Here is a 16404-nt window from a genome sequence, read left to right as displayed (position 1 = left end):
TGGAATTAAATTTATCACTTTAATTTCTTAAGTAAACTTTATCGCATCTTCACATAATATAGTCATTATTCTTTTCTCGCTTTATTAGCATACGATTTTAACCCAAACACGGTTGTATGATGCATTAAAAAGATGGTTATATATTTTTCCTTTATACAACTTTTTTTCACACTAGTCATTTAATCGGAGTTAGGAAAAAACGTTGCTATAGACCCACTCAAAGTTTACTTGGTATCATATTATCAGGAGGTGATTTCTGGTGAATTCATCAAAAATTGCATTTTTATCAGTTTTAAGTAATTCTACTGTTGTCATATTAAAAATTATCGTTGGATTGTTCACAGGATCAGTTGCAATTGTATCGGAGGCAATCCATTCACTTCTAGACTTACTCGCCTCTTTTATTGCCTTTCTCTCCGTACGGATTTCCAGTAAACCAGCCGATAAAGAACACCCCTACGGACATGGAAAGGTTGAAAATATTTCAGGAACAATTGAAACACTTTTAATTTTTGTTGCTGGGATTTGGATTATTTACGAGTGTATTCATAAAATTATCGCTCCCACACCAATAAAACTCCCAGTTTTAGGAATACTGGTCATGTTATTTGGCGCCTTGATTAATTTTTTTGTATCAAAAATTGTTTATAGAACTGCAAAGAATACTAACTCTGTTGCCATGAAATCAAATGCACTGCATCTACTTACAGATGTCTATACATCATTGGGTGTTGCATTGAGTTTATTGATTGTCCATTTAACTGGTTGGTACATTTTAGATCCGATCATCGGAATATTATTAGCAAGTTATATTATGATGGAAGCTTTCAAACTGATGAAAGAAACATTTCCTCCTTTAATGGATGCACGATTATCTATGGAAGAGGAAGAACAAATTATTCAAATTATTGAATCATTTAAAGAGGAATATATTGAGTATCACGATTTTCGAACTAGACGTTCTGGGGCGGAAGAATACATCGATTTCCATTTAGTTGTAGCATCAAATGAAAGCATTGAAACCGTTCATAATTTATGTGATCGTATTGAAGAAAAGATTAATACCCACTTTCATCAAGCCAATATTCTGATTCACCTAGAACCGGAGAATGAAAAAGTAAATGAATGATGCCAATAACCAGGTTTTTTTAAAAGTACCTGGTTATTTGTTTTATCGCTAAATACATTTCACTTTTTTCTTTTATTAAAAGGACGAGGCTATTTGGAGAGAATTAACGTAAGACGTCCCCTACCAACAGACACTGAAGAGTTGCATGAGTTGATTACATATACTTTTGCAAAAGAAGGTCTTGCGGGGCTCTATGATGGACAAAAAGACGACTGGGAAATAAAAAAAGCATTATTTACTTTACAATGGGATTTGGAAAGCCAAGGAGAGAAGCGATTCGTGTGTTGCTGTCGCTTCGCTTTCGATACAGAAAATAATTGTAACTGTCATTTCACTTACGTTACAAAAAAAATTTGCTGAAGGGAAGTTAAATTTCTGATCGTTGTACTGAATATATATGATGAGTTTTATTAAAAATAAATGTCTCCTTTTCCTTCATAAAACCATTTTTTTCAGCCACACGAATTGATGGTCCATTTTTAGGATCAATAATACTTATTAATTTATCTTGTCCTAACTGTGAAAATCCATATTCCACACAACTTTTAGCTGCCTCAGTTGCGTATCCTTTAGACCAATATTTTTTATGAATATGGTAGCCCACTTCAACTTCAGTTTTTCCATCTACTACTTGTTTAACGAGGCCACAATCTCCAATTAATTCATTCGATTCTTTTAAATATACTGCCCATAAGCCATATCCATCTTCTTGATATCCTTTGTTTATTTTTTAAAATCCAATTTTTTGTTTGTTCTAAATTAAATGGAGACGGATTATACTTCATTGTTTCAGCATTAGAAAAAATGGAGTAAAGGACAGAAATATTGTCATCATGTAATATTCTCGCAATTCTAACCTTTCTATTTCCATAATTATCAATTTAGTTCACTCCTTAAATATGTAAATTATTGATCCCTATGAATTATCACCAAAACATGTGATTGATTTCCGTTCCGACTGGGCGCTTTGTTGCTGCCGCTTCGCTTTCGCACAGAAAAAACATTTGTTGCTGCCGCTTCGCTTTCGCACAGAAAAAACATTTGTAGCTGACGCTTCGCTTTCGCTACAGAAAACATTTGTTGCTGCCGCTGCGCTGCAGGGTCTCGGGCCAACACGATGTTGGTCACGAAGGCGTTATCACAGGATGTGATGCTTTTAGCCTTCGTTCCTCTATCGCTGATCCCCGAGGAGTCGCCCAGTCTCCACTCCAATCAACTATTTACATAGTAGACGTTTTAACAAAAGTCATCCTCAACTTTTGGTGATGAACCATCCCTATTCTAGTTTATGATAATCATTCCATTTTTACAAAAATATATATTTATTCCAATCTGTCAATTAACAATATTTTTTAAGATTTATGTAAGGATTACGAAAAAAGAATGTAATTTCAAAAATCTATGCTAATATATAGGAGTTTAAAAATAAAACGATCAATACTATATAGGCGAGGTGTAGGTTTTTTATGTATTTTGGGATTATTCCGCTTATCCTATTTTTTATTTTTTTGTATTCTTACTTGAAAGATCCCAGAAAGATAGTAAATGGCTTTTTATTTAATATTTTTTTCTGTTCATTTCTTTTATTTTGTACGATTGTTTCTTTAGCATCTGAAAACAATACTATAAAGCTTTTAGTTATTATTCCTTTAATAGCACTTTTCTTTATGATACCTTTTGGAATTGTAGCTTTAATGTTCGGCCTATTTCTTAATGCAAGAATTTTAATGAAAAGAGAAGGAAGACGCTTAGCAAATTCCTTAACATTAATTGTAGCTATTATTATTTTATTATTTATTGTCATGCCTATTATTAGTCCATCCAGTTTGTTATCTAATATATTTCAGCCTGTTTTTGGAGGAATATCGCTTATTGCTTGTTATTTCTTGATTCATTTATCCAACTTTCTATCTGCATATTTTCTCTATCAGTTTAATAAACCAAAGTATAACCAAGATTTTATCATCGTGCTAGGCAGTGGTTTAATTAACGATAAAGTACCACCACTTCTTGCAAGTAGAATTAATAAAGCTATTGATTTTTATCAGAAACAATCAGCGGTTAACGCACCACCAACAATTATTTTCTCTGGAGGACAAGGTCCCGATGAAAATCTGCCTGAAGCGGAAGCGATGCAAAAATACGCTGTTGAAAAAGGCATTCCTCTTGAGCATACTGTGCAAGAAAATCGTTCTGTAAACACCTATCAAAATATGTTATTTTCGAAACGGATTATGGATACGTTAAAACCAGATGGTAAATACAACAGCATCTTTACAACGAATAATTTCCACCTTTTCCGTTCTGGTCTATACGCTAGACAAGCTGGCTTGAATAGCCAAGGTATCGGCTCAAAAACAGCATTTTATTATTGGCCCAACGCAATGGTTCGTGAATATGTTGCAATTATTGTAATGGGGCGGAAAAGACATATGAAAATTGTTGGGACAATTCTTGGAATTTCTCTACTCCTTTCTTTATTTGGCTTATTATTCTTATAGTTAAATAAAAAAATGATCAATAAAGGGTACTGAATTGTAATTTCTAGTACCCTTTTATTTGTCGTTGACAGTAGATGTTTTCCTCCTGTAGCCATAAATAGGACATGTAACAATACTTTCGTACATAACACCTATTTTAATGCGAAGACCAAGCTTCATTTCGATAATTTAAACTGCTTCGACAAATTGGATAGACAAAATGAGTTGTTTTCATTTAACTGTCAGCATATTTATAAATAAATTTCTCATAAAACAGACATTGAAAAGTTGCATAGTGGTGTTTAACTAGATTATTGAGGGAGTGACAGTGAATGCACTTACAAAAAAAATCGTCTTGGTTTCTTGCATTATTAACTCTAGTAGCGGTTATTTCAGTGTTTTCTTTGTTGGATTCACCAAAACAATCAAAAGAGGCTATTACCTTGACAGAAGAAGCTGATCAAAAAGCTGCAATACAGACTGTTTCGAAGGAAGTATCTTCTTCTAGCCCTTTATTTGAAGAAACTCGCCTACAAGTTAGTAACGAAAGAAATCAACTTCGCCAAAAGTTAACGCAAAAAATAACGTCAGGTGAGTATTTTGTTGACGAACAAAATACTGCGTCTATGGAAATCGATACTCTCCATAAGGAAGAATCTACAGAGGCAATACTTGAGATGCAAATCAAATCATTAGGCTTTCCCGATGCTTTAGTACGAATAGAAGGAGAAAACATTTCCGTAACTGTGGTGGCAAATAAATTATCAAAATCTCGAGCAAATGGAATTATTTATCTGGTAAAAAAAGAATGCGAGGATGCCAATGTGCAAGTAAAATTCGGTGCAAATAATTATTAAAAAATGGAAAAAGGGGGTCTTCATTTTATTTACGAAAAACTGCGCCACGAAGGGATCTTTTTTAGTGGAAATACCGTTCAAAGACGCTACAGCCCCCTCTTCAGTAATAACATCGAGCTGTATTTTCTATATATAGCTTGGGATATGACATCATTTGAAGTGGTCTTTTTATAGAGATTACACTTCAACAATTAAAAAATTCCAAAATATCCTTTACTAGTTCTTCTTGATCTTTACCTAATGTCATTAAATGCTTGGATTCTTTATAACCTTTTATCTTTTTTACATTTGAATTGACATTATTATAAATAACATTAGCGCTATGTGAGTACAATTCATCGTCTTGTTCACCATAAAAAATTGCAATTGGAACTGATATTTTATCAAGATTTTGAATGGTAGACTTAATGAATTGTTGAAATACAATTAATGTATCTAAGGGCATTTGATTAAACATATCAATTTCTTGAGAAATTTGAAATGTAGACTTCCCCTCTACTTTTTTGTAATTGTATGCGTAATTTATAATTCTTTTTTTTAGTCGTTCTGGCTCTCTATCGATCGGTACTGATAATACAATTGCTCGCTCTATTTTTTCTATCTCGGCAAGTTTCAATGTAAATATCCCGCCAATAGACAAACCTATAACAGAAATTTTTTGGCATCCCTCGCTAATTAAAAATTGATATGCATTCACAACATCTTGCCACCAGTCATTTACATTATATTGTAGTAACTGTTCTGGAGCACACCCATGTCCTCGGTAAAGTGGTGAATAGCATGTGTAACCTTTTTTATGAATTTCAATAGCAACCTTTTTCATATCTCTAGTATGGCTTGTAAACGAATGTAAAAGTAATACAGCGTGATTATTGCCTTTTAGGTAAATTTCTTTAGCAGGAAGTATCTTTATCATAAAACCAAACCTTTCTACATAAATACTAATTCTCAGTATAAAGATACTTTACCCAAGTAGCCAATTATCTAAAGTACCTGTCTTTTATTTTTAGATTGTGGAAGACCATCACACTAATTTCAATATGGCAATTAGAAAATGGCTAAGACGCTCTTAGTGTTTGGAACTAGCTCATGAAAATCCTATAAGGGGTTTTATATGTCTGTGTATTTCGCTCATTCAGCCAGTTTAAAACCGTACTGGACGTTCACTGTGCGCTTTATTCTCCACAGAATCGCTCAACATTCTTATGCCCCTACAAATAACAAATATAGCTCTTAATATTAAAGTAGCTATAGTAGAAAAAGTAGATGCTTTAACTATTTCTATAAACGATTAATACAACTACAGTGGCATCTTCTTGTTCATTTAGTTCGATAAACGCCTACCGCAAGAGATGCATTACAAGAATATTATTATCAAGTTAATAGCCCTCCTCCCTTACTTTCTCGGACATATCATAGCGATGAAAGGAGAAAAATTTATGTGTATTAATAAAGATAATTGTAATTGTTTATCAACGAGAAAAGAATGTGATAACTTTGGACCATTTGTGGCTAAAAATTTAAATTGTATAAATTCGGAAATAGAGAACAACGAAGAAAACAACGGCGGTTCAATAATTCCCTTTTCCTCCGGAAATACACAAACTGTAGTTGAAAATATACTCGGCAATAATCTTGCTAGTCTTATAGGGTTTGGTACTGCTATAGACCTTGTACCTATTGCAAATAATACAATTAATTTAACTGGACTTTTAAATGAAGCCTTCACCGTCCCACGTGAAGGAAATATTACTGCTATTTCAGCTTCATATACTGCATTAGGGGGACAGGTTGAATCAGGATCTGTAACAATCCGTGCTCAAATTTTTCGTGCCCCTATAGGAAGTAATAGTTTTACAGGTACAAGTGCTAGCGTTGATTTAGCTCCAACAATTACAGAACCTGTACCTTTAGGTCTTTTAGTATTTGCATCCGCTAATATTCCACCAGTACCAGTAGCTCCAGGTGACCAATTATTAATGGTATTTTATATTTCATCGTTACCAGGAGATACTACAGTTGACCTTATTCTTGGTACTGCAAGTGCAGGAATTAATATTGTTTAAAGCTTCAAATTGGATGAAGTGGAAGTTTTACAAATGAACATGCTATCCCCATTCCTATATTAGTAGCTTGGGTGCTGCGATTTCAGATACTATAAACAAGAAATTTAACTTCTTTCAGCAGAAGCTAAGCTACAGTATCTTATTTCATTACAGTGTTTATTTTTAATATATTTCACAGGCTATTCACTATGCAAAATAACTTTTACTTCATAGTAATAGTAATGTAAAGCAATTATCCTCCTTTTGTATAAAGGGTCACTCCAATCCCAAGTGACCTTTTTTATTGTCTTATCCCACAAAAACATTACTGGCTTGATAAATTTTTAATGCCTATTGTTGACTGGATGAATACCCCACTCCTTCTCTACAGCCTACATACTATATATTGTAGAAAGGAGGATTTTTTATGGGATACTATGGAAACGTAGGTAATTTTAATACTTACTCCTGTGGCTGTTATGGTGGCTATAGCCGTGGCAACGGTTCATCATTTACGCTGATTGTTGTTCTATTCATTCTTCTAATTATTATCGGCGCTACTTTCATAAATAATGAAAACTGTTAGCATATCCGTACAAAACTATCAGTCTTTCTCACCTCTTTAAAGGGTCGCTTCCTGCCTAGTGACCCTTTAATCGTTTCTTTCCTCATCTTGTGCAGTTACTTTTTATGATCTATGCATTAACATAGTCGATGTTTATATGACCATTACTGGCGTTCGGCTGTGGAATTCTATTAATCTAGAATCTATTCTGTTCGAGGAGAGTCTTTCTCATACGCGGATATTCAAGGATCGGATCATGGGTAATAATAAATTACTGAATCATGTAATTATTAAAATACATGAAAAAGGACACTTCCTATACTTAGGGAAAGCGTCCTATAATTGAATAATGATCAACTTCTATTATCTGTTAATTAATAACATTGATGAAATGAGCATTGAACTCTTCAGTAAGTTAGATATAGTACTTTACTATCAATAGTCTTAATAGATTTTGCTAGGGTGAATTAAATTTGTTTTTCGAACCTTTTAAGAGCCTCAGACATTCTGTTAATAATCTCTTCAACCTGTTGGCTTGTAATAATTAGCGGTGGAGCAAGAGCAACCGTATTTGTTCCCTTCCAATCAAAGTAACGTAATTGCAGCCCTAAGTCCATGCATATATCAGTATACAGAGCTGCGGCATGTACCGAAGGGTCAAATGGGATGCCGTTTTCAGGATCTTTAATTAGCTCAATACCGGCCAGTAGACCAAGACCTCTTACATTCGTTATATGTTTATGATTGCTTTCGAGATACTTAAGTCCTTTTAATAACTCTTCACCGCGAAGCCTACTATTCTCAACAATTTGATCTCTTTCTAATATCTCAAGTGTCTTCAAGCCAACCGAGCAAGCCATCGGATGTCCACTATATGTGAATCCATGGAACATCATTTCATCTGATTGAATAAATGCTTCTCTTACATGCTCTCTCATAATTACGGCACCCAGGTGGGCGTAGCCACTTGAGATTCCTTTTGCAACACACAGAAGGTCCGGAACAATGTTCCAATTATCAACACCAAAGGTCTTTCCGGTTCTTCCAAACCCACAAATCACCTCATCTGCAATAAGCAAAATGTTGTGTTCGTCACAAAGTTTGCGAACAGCTTGAAGGTATCCGTCAGGAGGGAACCTTACCCCGCCTGCACCTTGGATTGGCTCCAGAATGACAGCGGCTATAGTGTCGGATCCTTCTAATTCAATTATCCCACGAATAGAACGCGAGTAATTTGGATCACTTTTGTCACCAAGTTCTGCATTCAAAACATGCGCTGCAGCTGTAAGGAAGTTCGGAGCATTGGAAGTTGTAAATTTGTTGAATCCCTCGATTCCGGTAGCACTTGTGGCACCTACTGTAACCCCATGGAATGATTGTTCAAGAGAAATAATTTTAGTTTTCTCTGGCTGGCCTTTTACTTTCCAATAAAAACGGGCCAATTTAAATGCTGTATCATTAGATTCCGAGCCTCCCGATGTGAAGAAGCAAACATTCAAATCACCAGGTGCTAATGAGGCCACTTTTTGTGCTAAAAGGATAGCGGGCTCATTGGATTGTCCGCTGAATGAAGAGCTGTAAGAAAGTTTTAACATTTGCTGTTTTGCTGCCTCAGCAAGCTCTTCATTCCCATAGCCAAGGTTAACATTCCAAAGCATAGAAACCCCATCAATACGCTCTTTCCCCTCTATGTCTTTCAGATAAATTCCTTTACCTTCTGTAAAGATTGTTGAAGGCCCTGATAAATAATGAGCTCTCGGTGGTGTAGTTGGATGCAAATAATGTTTTTTATCAAGTTCTGATAATTCCAATTTGCTTAGGTTTTTTCGCTTTGTAACGTATTGCATATTTTATTCCTCCTTTAATAGACAAATATAATAAAGCTTTCCTAAGTTGCGATATCAACAAACCTTTCCAAGAATAGGGATATATAAATAGCCACATTTTTTTATTTCCTTTGGTACACCAATAATTATTTGTCTCTCTCCTTGCTCACGATATTTTCTGAATGGGTATAAAGATTGTTATTTTATTTAACTAATATTCTGCCCTTCTATATCTGTTATGAGTTTCTTGGATTCTTTTGAATACATAGATCGTATCGCTAAATAACAAACACCAATTCCCATCCAGATAAATCCGACCATTTTCCAGCTGTTGAAAGCCCCCACAAGATATAAAGACAAACCGACATCCCAATTAACGGAATAATCAAATATTTAACGATATTTTTTTGCTTATTTTTTAAATAGTAATGATTAATTACACAAATATTCACGAAAGCAAATCCTAATAATCCACCAAATGCAACTAAGTCGGATACAATTTGCAAATTCAAAGATACTGCACCAATAATTCCGATTATTGACATTAATAAAATATTATTAATCGGTGTTTTATACTTTGGATGGATAAAGCTAAAAAATTTTTGAGGGATGACATTGTCACGTCCCATCCCCAAAAGCAGACGACTTGAAGCTGATTGGCTAGCTAAAGCGCTTGCAATTCCAGATGCGATAATCGTAAGTGTAATATAAGTTTGGAGGAACCCTCCCCCTATCGTCTCTAAAACGTTGAAGAAGGCTGTGTCGGGATTATCAATAGCTAAATAGTTTCCTACAAGAATCACTGCTAAATAAGTGACGGAAACATAAAATACCGTTTGAATGACACAGGTAAACATAATGGCCAAACCAATTTTATTTCCCTCTACGTTCGTCTCTTCAGCCAAGGTTGTAATAGCATCAAAACCTAAGTAAGCGACAATAACTATAGCTGCCCCGCCAATAACTGCTCCTATGGAAAATGTATCACCATCATAAATTGCCTTATAGTTTATGAACGATAAATCACCCGTTATAATAAAGTGACTTGCGCTGAAAACGAAGGCAATCACCGCGATAATCATGAAGAGCACTAAAACTGAATTCAACTTAGTTGCTATATCAATTCCAATTATATTTACAATCGTGATTGGGATAGCGAAGATAAGAACCCAACCCCAAACCGGGATGCTTGGTACAAGGGCGTTTGCAAAACTTGCACTGATCAAAAAAGTTAGCATGGGTATCAACAAATAATCAAGGAGCATTCCCCATCCAGCTATAAATCCTATTTTAGGGTGTAACGCTTGATGGGCGTAGGTATAGGTTGAGCCCGCAACTGGGTAAGCTTCAACCATTTTACCGAAACTGTACGCCGTAAATAACATTGCAACAAAACCAAGAACATATGAGAGGACAGAATGGCCCTGAGATACCAATGTGATAATTCCAAACATTGACATCGCTGCAACTGGTGCCATAAAGCCAAGACCAAAAATAACTAAATCTCGCATCTTTAAACTTCTTTTTAGACTTTGCCCATCTGATAAAATTTGAATGTTCTCTATTGATTTTTGTGTTTCTATAATCCCTACCCCCATTGGCATTATTATAATTTTGTTATTTATACAAAGCGTTACCCTCCATACCAATTCAAAACTTTTTTATTCACATCAACCTAGGTTGCTTTGTCTAACTGTACATTCCCATAGCCGGCACTCCTAATTCACGTCCGAAACCATTTTGTTTTATCCCTTCGAAAGATGTTGCATTGTTTAAAAAACTGTATATATTTACCCAAACTGTTTCTACTTTTATAACACGGGCCATTCGATGGCACGCTTTAAATCATTGATCCAAACCCCAGATGCTAGCACCCATAAAAAGTGTCATTTGCTTTTTCCAGGGCATCCGCTTCATCTCGGCCTAAAGCCTTCCTAGGAGCTCTGTAAGGTCCACAACTTCTGGTTAGGACTCGGGTAATACGGCATTTACGTTCTGCCTAATACAACCTCAACCCAATTACCACTTATAAACAGTTCGTATTTCGTCATTTATCTGACTCCCCTCTTTTGTTTGGTTGATTGCCAATTTCTCCTTTGAACTGTAGTAGGAAAAATAAGCACTCTTTATATTAATTACAGATTATCAGATTAAGATAATTTGATATTGTAAAAATCGGAACATTCCAAATTTTTATCCGCCAATTCTTCAACTATGCGCATACCGGGTGCACTAAAAAAAGCAATTACTACATAAGTAATTGCTTTAGCTTTACAAACATTATTTAGCTGGTTTTCAGGCAACTTTTTTGCCCAGTTAATTGATAAGGTGTCATGCATCCAAAGTTTCGAAACTCATGAATTAAATGGGCTTGGTCATAATAACCATTCTCATGAATAACATCATTTAACGTAAAGTGGGTTGTCCTCAAAAGCATATTTAGGGATGATTGAAATCTTACTATTTGGCTAAATAATTTTGGGGAAATACCAATATGGTCTTCGAATTGTTTTCTTAAATATCTAGTTGAATATCCTACTTCTTCTGCAAGTTGAGTTATAGTAATATTACCTCTTGTCGCGTATATATTATATAATGCTTGTTTTATTAGTTTTGATGATTTATCAATCTCAAAAATTTGACTTCCCAATATTTCATTGAATATATTGACTCTCTCCATAAAACTTTCGCCGGTTACTACCCGTTCTAAAATATTCGTATTTACAGGAAACATTTCATTTAAGGAAATTTCTTTATCTGTAAGGTCTTTTATACCGAATTTTAGTTTCTTAATATCTAGGCATGGCAGAAAACGAATACCAAAGTATGTACTGTTTGGGAGAAGGTTAATCACTCTACTTTTAGTAACGCTTCCACAAATATTACCGTAATGCTGATCACAATTAATGAGAATATCGATACACCCATCCGGGATAACAGAAATTTGATTAATTACCCCTCCTATTTTAAATTGGTAAAACAGAATAGATGGTTGATTTGGTTTAATTCTAACTTTTTGTTCAGTATAGTAATCTGTCTGAAATTCAAAGTCAGGCTGAGACGGCAAGTAACTAATTATTTTCGAATTTAAAGGATTCATCAACTTTATACCACCTTTAACACAAATTAGTAAACGCTTACAAATCGATGCTTAATATGTGATAATTTCCTCGGTTAATCGAATAACAGCTAAATCAACGGTTTACTTTGAATGAAAGTTGCTGATGTTGTTGAAAGATTTCTTTCAGAAAAGAAATTTCTTCTTGGATTACCTAATTCATAACTTGAAGAAAAAACCTCTTTACGAACGTTCGTAAAAATTAGTGTAATAAAAAAAGGAAAATAATCAACAGGACTTTTAGAAAATTTCGATAATTAATCATCCCCCCTCATTGTTTCTAATTTTTTATTTGATGAAGATGGCTATTTCTTTATTGTAAATCTAGAGGTAGACTCAATAATTGAAGAAGTTCTTTCTTCATACCCCATTGTATTTGAAGCAAGTGTTTTGGAGTTCCTGTTCCAATTAAAGGCCTTTTATTCGATAAAAAATCCAATAGATATTGTAAATTACATTTGACTCCATATAAAATTCCTAAATTCTTTAGATGAATATCCAAAAACAAATAGCAGGAAAATTTTAAAACAGCCATTAAGAGCGCTTTCCCATTCATAAACATTATCGATCACTAATTTAAAAGCCTGTATTCCTTATCAACTCAAGGTTACAGGCTTTTCTAACAACAGGTTTATTAACGGTTCTATAATTTATTGAGAAATATCTTCAAATCTTTAATTCGAGCTGTAAGTAATTTGAAGTTCGTGCCATCCTAAAACGGATAATCTAATTTACTCGTCTGTACAGATACCCATTTCGCAACAGTAAACTCATCTACAATCCATTCATATCCAAAACGCCCAATTCCACTTTGTTTCACTCCACCAAATGGCACATTTCCTTCTAACACTGCAGGCATATCATTTATATGTGTTGTACCAGATTCGATCTCAAGGGCTAATCTTTCCCCTCTTTCTAAGTCACTAGTTATAATGGCAGAGGATAATCCATATTCCGTGTCATTAGCAAAACGAATGGCCTCTTCATCATTTTCAGCCGGAATAATTTGTGCAACAGGACCGAAGATCTCACAAGATGCAAGACATGCATCATTAGGTACATCAACAAATACAAATGGAGAAATAACATTCCCTGTACGTTCACCTTCTACGGCAACTTTTAATCCACTTTCCTTTGCTTTATTAACTAAATCCATAATTTTATCAGCTTGTTTTTCATTTATAACAGGTCCAATAATTGTGTTAGGGTCCTTGGGGTCTCCTACTGTTAATCCCTTTACTTTTTCTACGTATCTAGCAACAAATTCATCATAAATATTTCGATTAACAATAATTCGGTTTGTAATCGCACAGATTTGGCCACTATGCAAAAATTTCCCGAAGATGGCGACTCTCACTGCTTGTTCTACGTCGGCATCTCCTAAAACTACTAAAGGATTATTGCCTCCTAGTTCTAATGCCATTTGTTTTAATGTTCCGCCTGTTACCTTATTAATATGTTTTCCTACTGCAGTTGATCCTGTAAAACTGATAAACGAAGAATTCGTATTTAACAGGAATTCATCTCCTGATTCTTGAAGATCGGTTAAAATTGAATTAAACACTCCAGCAGGAAGTCCGGCTTCTTCGAAAGCCTTTGCAAAAACTTGCCCACCAACTATTCCAACTTGGAGATCTGGCTTATGAACAACACTGTTCCCGAGAGCAATGTCAGGGAAAATTGTTCTTGTTGCCATGTTAAATGGAAAATTAAAAGGTGTGATGGACGTAATAACACCTAAAGGTAATCGATATACACGGCTAACCTTTCCAGGTGTAGTAGATGCATAATTTTTGGGTGTGTATATTTCATCAACCATCTTAATAGAATCTTTAATGTCACTAACCCCAAAGCCATACTCAATATGAGCTTTAAGTAGTGTTCCACCTGTTTCTCGTGTAATTAATTCCAAAATATACTCTTTATTTTTCTCTAAATAGTCTAATGCTTTCGTTAAAACCTCTCTTCTTTGTTCTGAAGTAAATTTAGCCCATTTCTTTTGTGCTGCTTTTGCTTTGTGATAAGCTTCTTTTATTTGCTCTACATTCGCTAATTCTACAGATGTAATAGTTGACTGATCATATGGATCCTTTATTGAATACGTTCTTTTACTCCCCCCCTCTACCCATTGACCTCCAATATAACTTTTGTTTAGTTTACTTGCCCATTCAATGCAGTTCACATCTAAAACCTGGTTCTTTGTCATTTAAAGTCCCCTTCCAGAAACGAAAATCTATACTTAACGCGATGTAATCTAAATTGTAGGTGGTGTTAATTGTTTTTTATTGTAAAAAGCGGAACTACCCTTATCAGGATGAACATTGCTAATAGAAAAAAACAAAAGAATGGGAACGAATTACAGATAGGGCTAACAGCCTTCTTACTTTTTAAAACGCTTATGAATATTGTTATACTTGTAAGTTCCTTCCTCACTGAATTCAATCAACTCCATAGATAATGCCAGATATCGACTAGTAAATAGATCAGCAAAGTGATCCTTGATTACTTCGAAAAGTTCGTCACAAGTTTCTTTCTTATGTTCAGTCGATCTTCCCGCCCCAATTTTTAATATAGCATGAACAAATGCATCATCTTCTGCTCCATCTGCTACTCGGTAATCTTGAAGTTCAATTGCTCTTGATCGAATCCCTCCAGTCGGAAAAAGATTACTACGGCTAATCAAAACATCATTCACTTTTTTTAGCAAATTTGGAATGTCTGCTTCTTTCTTTATGTTATCGGTATACTCAACAATAAAATGCGGCATGTTTTCATCCCTTTCACTGACTAAAAATGGCGTTATCACTTTCAGTTCTTAAGAAATGTTTTTCACTAATAATGGTATTTACTAGTCGTCCTACCCCTTCAATTTCAGTAATGACTTCATCTCCTTCCTTTGTATCAACTAAGCCCTCAGGCGTTCCAGTAAGGATAATGTCGTTTTTATTTAATGTCATAAAACTACTTAAATACGCAATCAATTGCGGAATACTAAAAATCATATCTTTCGTTGTGCCTTCCTGCGTCACTTTTCCATTTACATAAGTACGCAATGTAAGCTTCATAGGATCTTCAATATCTTTTGCATCGACTAGCCATGGACCGATCGGTGTACAAGTATCTCTATTCTTTACTTTTAAGTTCGGACGATAATAGTTTTCTAAATAATCACGGATGGCATAGTCATTTGCAACGGTATATCCTGCTACATAATCATAAGCATCTTCTTGTTTAATGTTTGTCCCGGAACGACCAATGACAACTGCAAGTTCACATTCATAATGCATATTGGTAGCCTCAGCCGGTCGGTAAGTCTGACCTCGATGACCAATAAAAGTATTAGGACCTTTTAGAAAAACTAAAGGTTCTGTTGGTGCTTGAAAAGCAAGTTCCTTTGCATGATCTGCATAATTTAGTCCTAAAGCAAAAATGGTTCTAGGTTGGACAGGTGGTAGCCAGACAACTTCCTCTTCAGAAACAATTTGTCCATTATCTAGTTTCAGGTGACCATCATTTGTTTCAATTGCGTGATGAATAACATCCTGAAATACTACACGTGCATGTTTCATAATAATCGCGCTCCTTTACCAAACAATGAGATTCTCATTTAACTGTATTTTCTAAATAACCGATTCCATCGATTTCAATTCGTACCAGGTCTCCCTCTTTCACAAGCGGGGGATTTTCAGGTACCCCAACCAGTAAAACATCTCCCCCATATAGCGTCATAAATTCCGAAATTTCAGAAATTAATTGTGATACAGGACGAATTAAATTGGCCGTTGTATTTTTTTGTTTTAATTCATCGTTAACGAATACAGTAATCGTCAAGTTATTAGGGTCAGAGATTGCATCGCGTTCAATAATCCATGGACCTACAGGGCAAAAGTTATCTCTCGCTTTTTGTTTAACAGCTGGTCGATAAAAATTCTCATGCGGAATACTCACATCATTTACAATGGTGTATCCTAATACATGATCTAAAGCTTTTTCTTCTGTTACACGAGTAGTCTTTTTCCCAATGACAATTCCTAATGAGGCACCTATTTGCAGATGTGATGTATCCTTGGGTAATGGAATTGAAGATTTAAATCCAGTAATAGTGTTCACCGGTTTTATATATAAGATAGGCGCTTTGGGAGGCTGGTTATAAGGTTCTTTAGTTAACGATGAACCTAATGCCTTAAGCTCGCCACTATAATTTAATAAAGCCCCATATACTGTACCCGAAATTGGCGTCTCCAAAGAGGACTGCTCTAAGGTTAAATTTCTATCACCGAGAATAATTGTATTGCTTTGAGGATCTACTTCCACTTCTTTTGTATGAAGGGTTTCACTAAATTTAATAATTGCCTTACTCATAACGATTCACTCCTCTCTTAAA

The 16404-nt window shown here is 34.9% G+C and carries 15 protein-coding genes and 1 pseudogene; 6 read left to right on the top strand and 10 right to left on the bottom strand.

Annotated features, from left to right (window positions below):
* Window positions 1-256 precede the first annotated feature (256 nt).
* On the top strand, window positions 257-1129 hold the full coding sequence (locus tag ACIQZA_RS06790; protein ID WP_142510376.1) for a cation diffusion facilitator family transporter: 873 nt from the start codon (window positions 257-259) through the stop codon (window positions 1127-1129).
* Between the two features lie 93 nt (window positions 1130-1222).
* Window positions 1223-1489 (top strand): hypothetical protein, encoded by a 267-nt coding sequence (locus tag ACIQZA_RS06785; RefSeq protein ID WP_402880962.1) that lies wholly within the window; start codon window positions 1223-1225, stop codon window positions 1487-1489.
* Window positions 1490-1496: 7 nt separating this feature from the next.
* Here the strand turns inward: ACIQZA_RS06785 and ACIQZA_RS06780 are convergent.
* Window positions 1497-2009, bottom strand: a pseudogene (locus ACIQZA_RS06780) (GNAT family N-acetyltransferase).
* Between the two features lie 586 nt (window positions 2010-2595).
* Here ACIQZA_RS06780 and ACIQZA_RS06775 point away from each other — a divergent pair.
* Window positions 2596-3630 carry a YdcF family protein gene (locus tag ACIQZA_RS06775; protein ID WP_400933156.1) on the top strand — a complete coding sequence of 345 codons (1035 nt, stop codon included), beginning with the start codon at window positions 2596-2598 and terminating at the stop codon, window positions 3628-3630.
* Window positions 3631-3941: 311 nt separating this feature from the next.
* Window positions 3942-4466: a SpoIIIAH-like family protein gene (locus ACIQZA_RS06770; protein ID WP_400933153.1), complete on the top strand. Its 525-nt coding sequence runs from the start codon at window positions 3942-3944 to the stop codon at window positions 4464-4466.
* Between the two features lie 184 nt (window positions 4467-4650).
* On the opposite strand, the gene ACIQZA_RS06765 is transcribed toward ACIQZA_RS06770, so the two are convergent.
* Window positions 4651-5382 carry an alpha/beta hydrolase gene (locus ACIQZA_RS06765; RefSeq protein ID WP_402880964.1) on the bottom strand — a complete coding sequence of 244 codons (732 nt, stop codon included), beginning with the start codon at window positions 5380-5382 and terminating at the stop codon, window positions 4651-4653.
* Window positions 5383-5905: 523 nt separating this feature from the next.
* On the opposite strand from ACIQZA_RS06765, the gene ACIQZA_RS06760 reads away from it, so the two are divergent.
* Together ACIQZA_RS06760 and ACIQZA_RS06755 are read left to right on the top strand one after the other, a co-directional pair.
* Window positions 5906-6532 (top strand): exosporium glycoprotein BclB-related protein, encoded by a 627-nt coding sequence (locus tag ACIQZA_RS06760; RefSeq protein ID WP_400933149.1) that lies wholly within the window; start codon window positions 5906-5908, stop codon window positions 6530-6532.
* A gap of 406 nt (window positions 6533-6938) precedes the next feature.
* Window positions 6939-7097, top strand: a complete 159-nt coding sequence (locus tag ACIQZA_RS06755) for a YjcZ family sporulation protein (protein ID WP_400933146.1) — start codon at window positions 6939-6941, stop codon at window positions 7095-7097.
* A gap of 446 nt (window positions 7098-7543) precedes the next feature.
* Here ACIQZA_RS06755 and ACIQZA_RS06750 read toward each other — a convergent pair whose 3' ends face one another.
* The 8 genes from ACIQZA_RS06750 to ACIQZA_RS06715 form a co-directional block, all read right to left on the bottom strand.
* Window positions 7544-8923 carry an aminotransferase family protein gene (locus tag ACIQZA_RS06750; RefSeq protein WP_400933144.1) on the bottom strand — a complete coding sequence of 460 codons (1380 nt, stop codon included), beginning with the start codon at window positions 8921-8923 and terminating at the stop codon, window positions 7544-7546.
* A gap of 257 nt (window positions 8924-9180) precedes the next feature.
* Window positions 9181-10506, bottom strand: a complete 1326-nt coding sequence (locus ACIQZA_RS06745; RefSeq protein WP_402880967.1) for an APC family permease — start codon at window positions 10504-10506, stop codon at window positions 9181-9183.
* Window positions 10507-10591: 85 nt separating this feature from the next.
* Window positions 10592-10729 carry a hypothetical protein gene (locus ACIQZA_RS06740; protein ID WP_400933140.1) on the bottom strand — a complete coding sequence of 46 codons (138 nt, stop codon included), beginning with the start codon at window positions 10727-10729 and terminating at the stop codon, window positions 10592-10594.
* 457 nt (window positions 10730-11186) lie between these two features.
* Window positions 11187-12002, bottom strand: coding sequence for a helix-turn-helix domain-containing protein (locus ACIQZA_RS06735; protein WP_402880969.1), 816 nt, complete (start codon window positions 12000-12002; stop codon window positions 11187-11189).
* 730 nt (window positions 12003-12732) lie between these two features.
* Window positions 12733-14226, bottom strand: coding sequence for an aldehyde dehydrogenase family protein (locus tag ACIQZA_RS06730; protein ID WP_402880971.1), 1494 nt, complete (start codon window positions 14224-14226; stop codon window positions 12733-12735).
* 174 nt (window positions 14227-14400) lie between these two features.
* Complete coding sequence (locus tag ACIQZA_RS06725) at window positions 14401-14787, bottom strand: 5-carboxymethyl-2-hydroxymuconate Delta-isomerase (RefSeq protein ID WP_142510386.1); 387 nt, start codon at window positions 14785-14787, stop codon at window positions 14401-14403.
* Window positions 14788-14800: 13 nt separating this feature from the next.
* Window positions 14801-15589, bottom strand: a complete 789-nt coding sequence (locus tag ACIQZA_RS06720) for a fumarylacetoacetate hydrolase family protein (RefSeq protein WP_142510387.1) — start codon at window positions 15587-15589, stop codon at window positions 14801-14803.
* Window positions 15590-15623: 34 nt separating this feature from the next.
* Complete coding sequence (locus tag ACIQZA_RS06715; RefSeq protein WP_402880974.1) at window positions 15624-16382, bottom strand: fumarylacetoacetate hydrolase family protein; 759 nt, start codon at window positions 16380-16382, stop codon at window positions 15624-15626.
* Window positions 16383-16404 lie beyond the last annotated feature (22 nt).

It is taken from the genome of Lysinibacillus sp. NPDC096382, assembly GCF_044762845.1.
Lineage (GTDB): Bacteria > Bacillota > Bacilli > Bacillales_A > Planococcaceae > Lysinibacillus.
The sequence above is the reverse complement of the archived record's forward strand: the minus strand, read 5'-3'. Positions and strand labels throughout refer to the sequence as shown.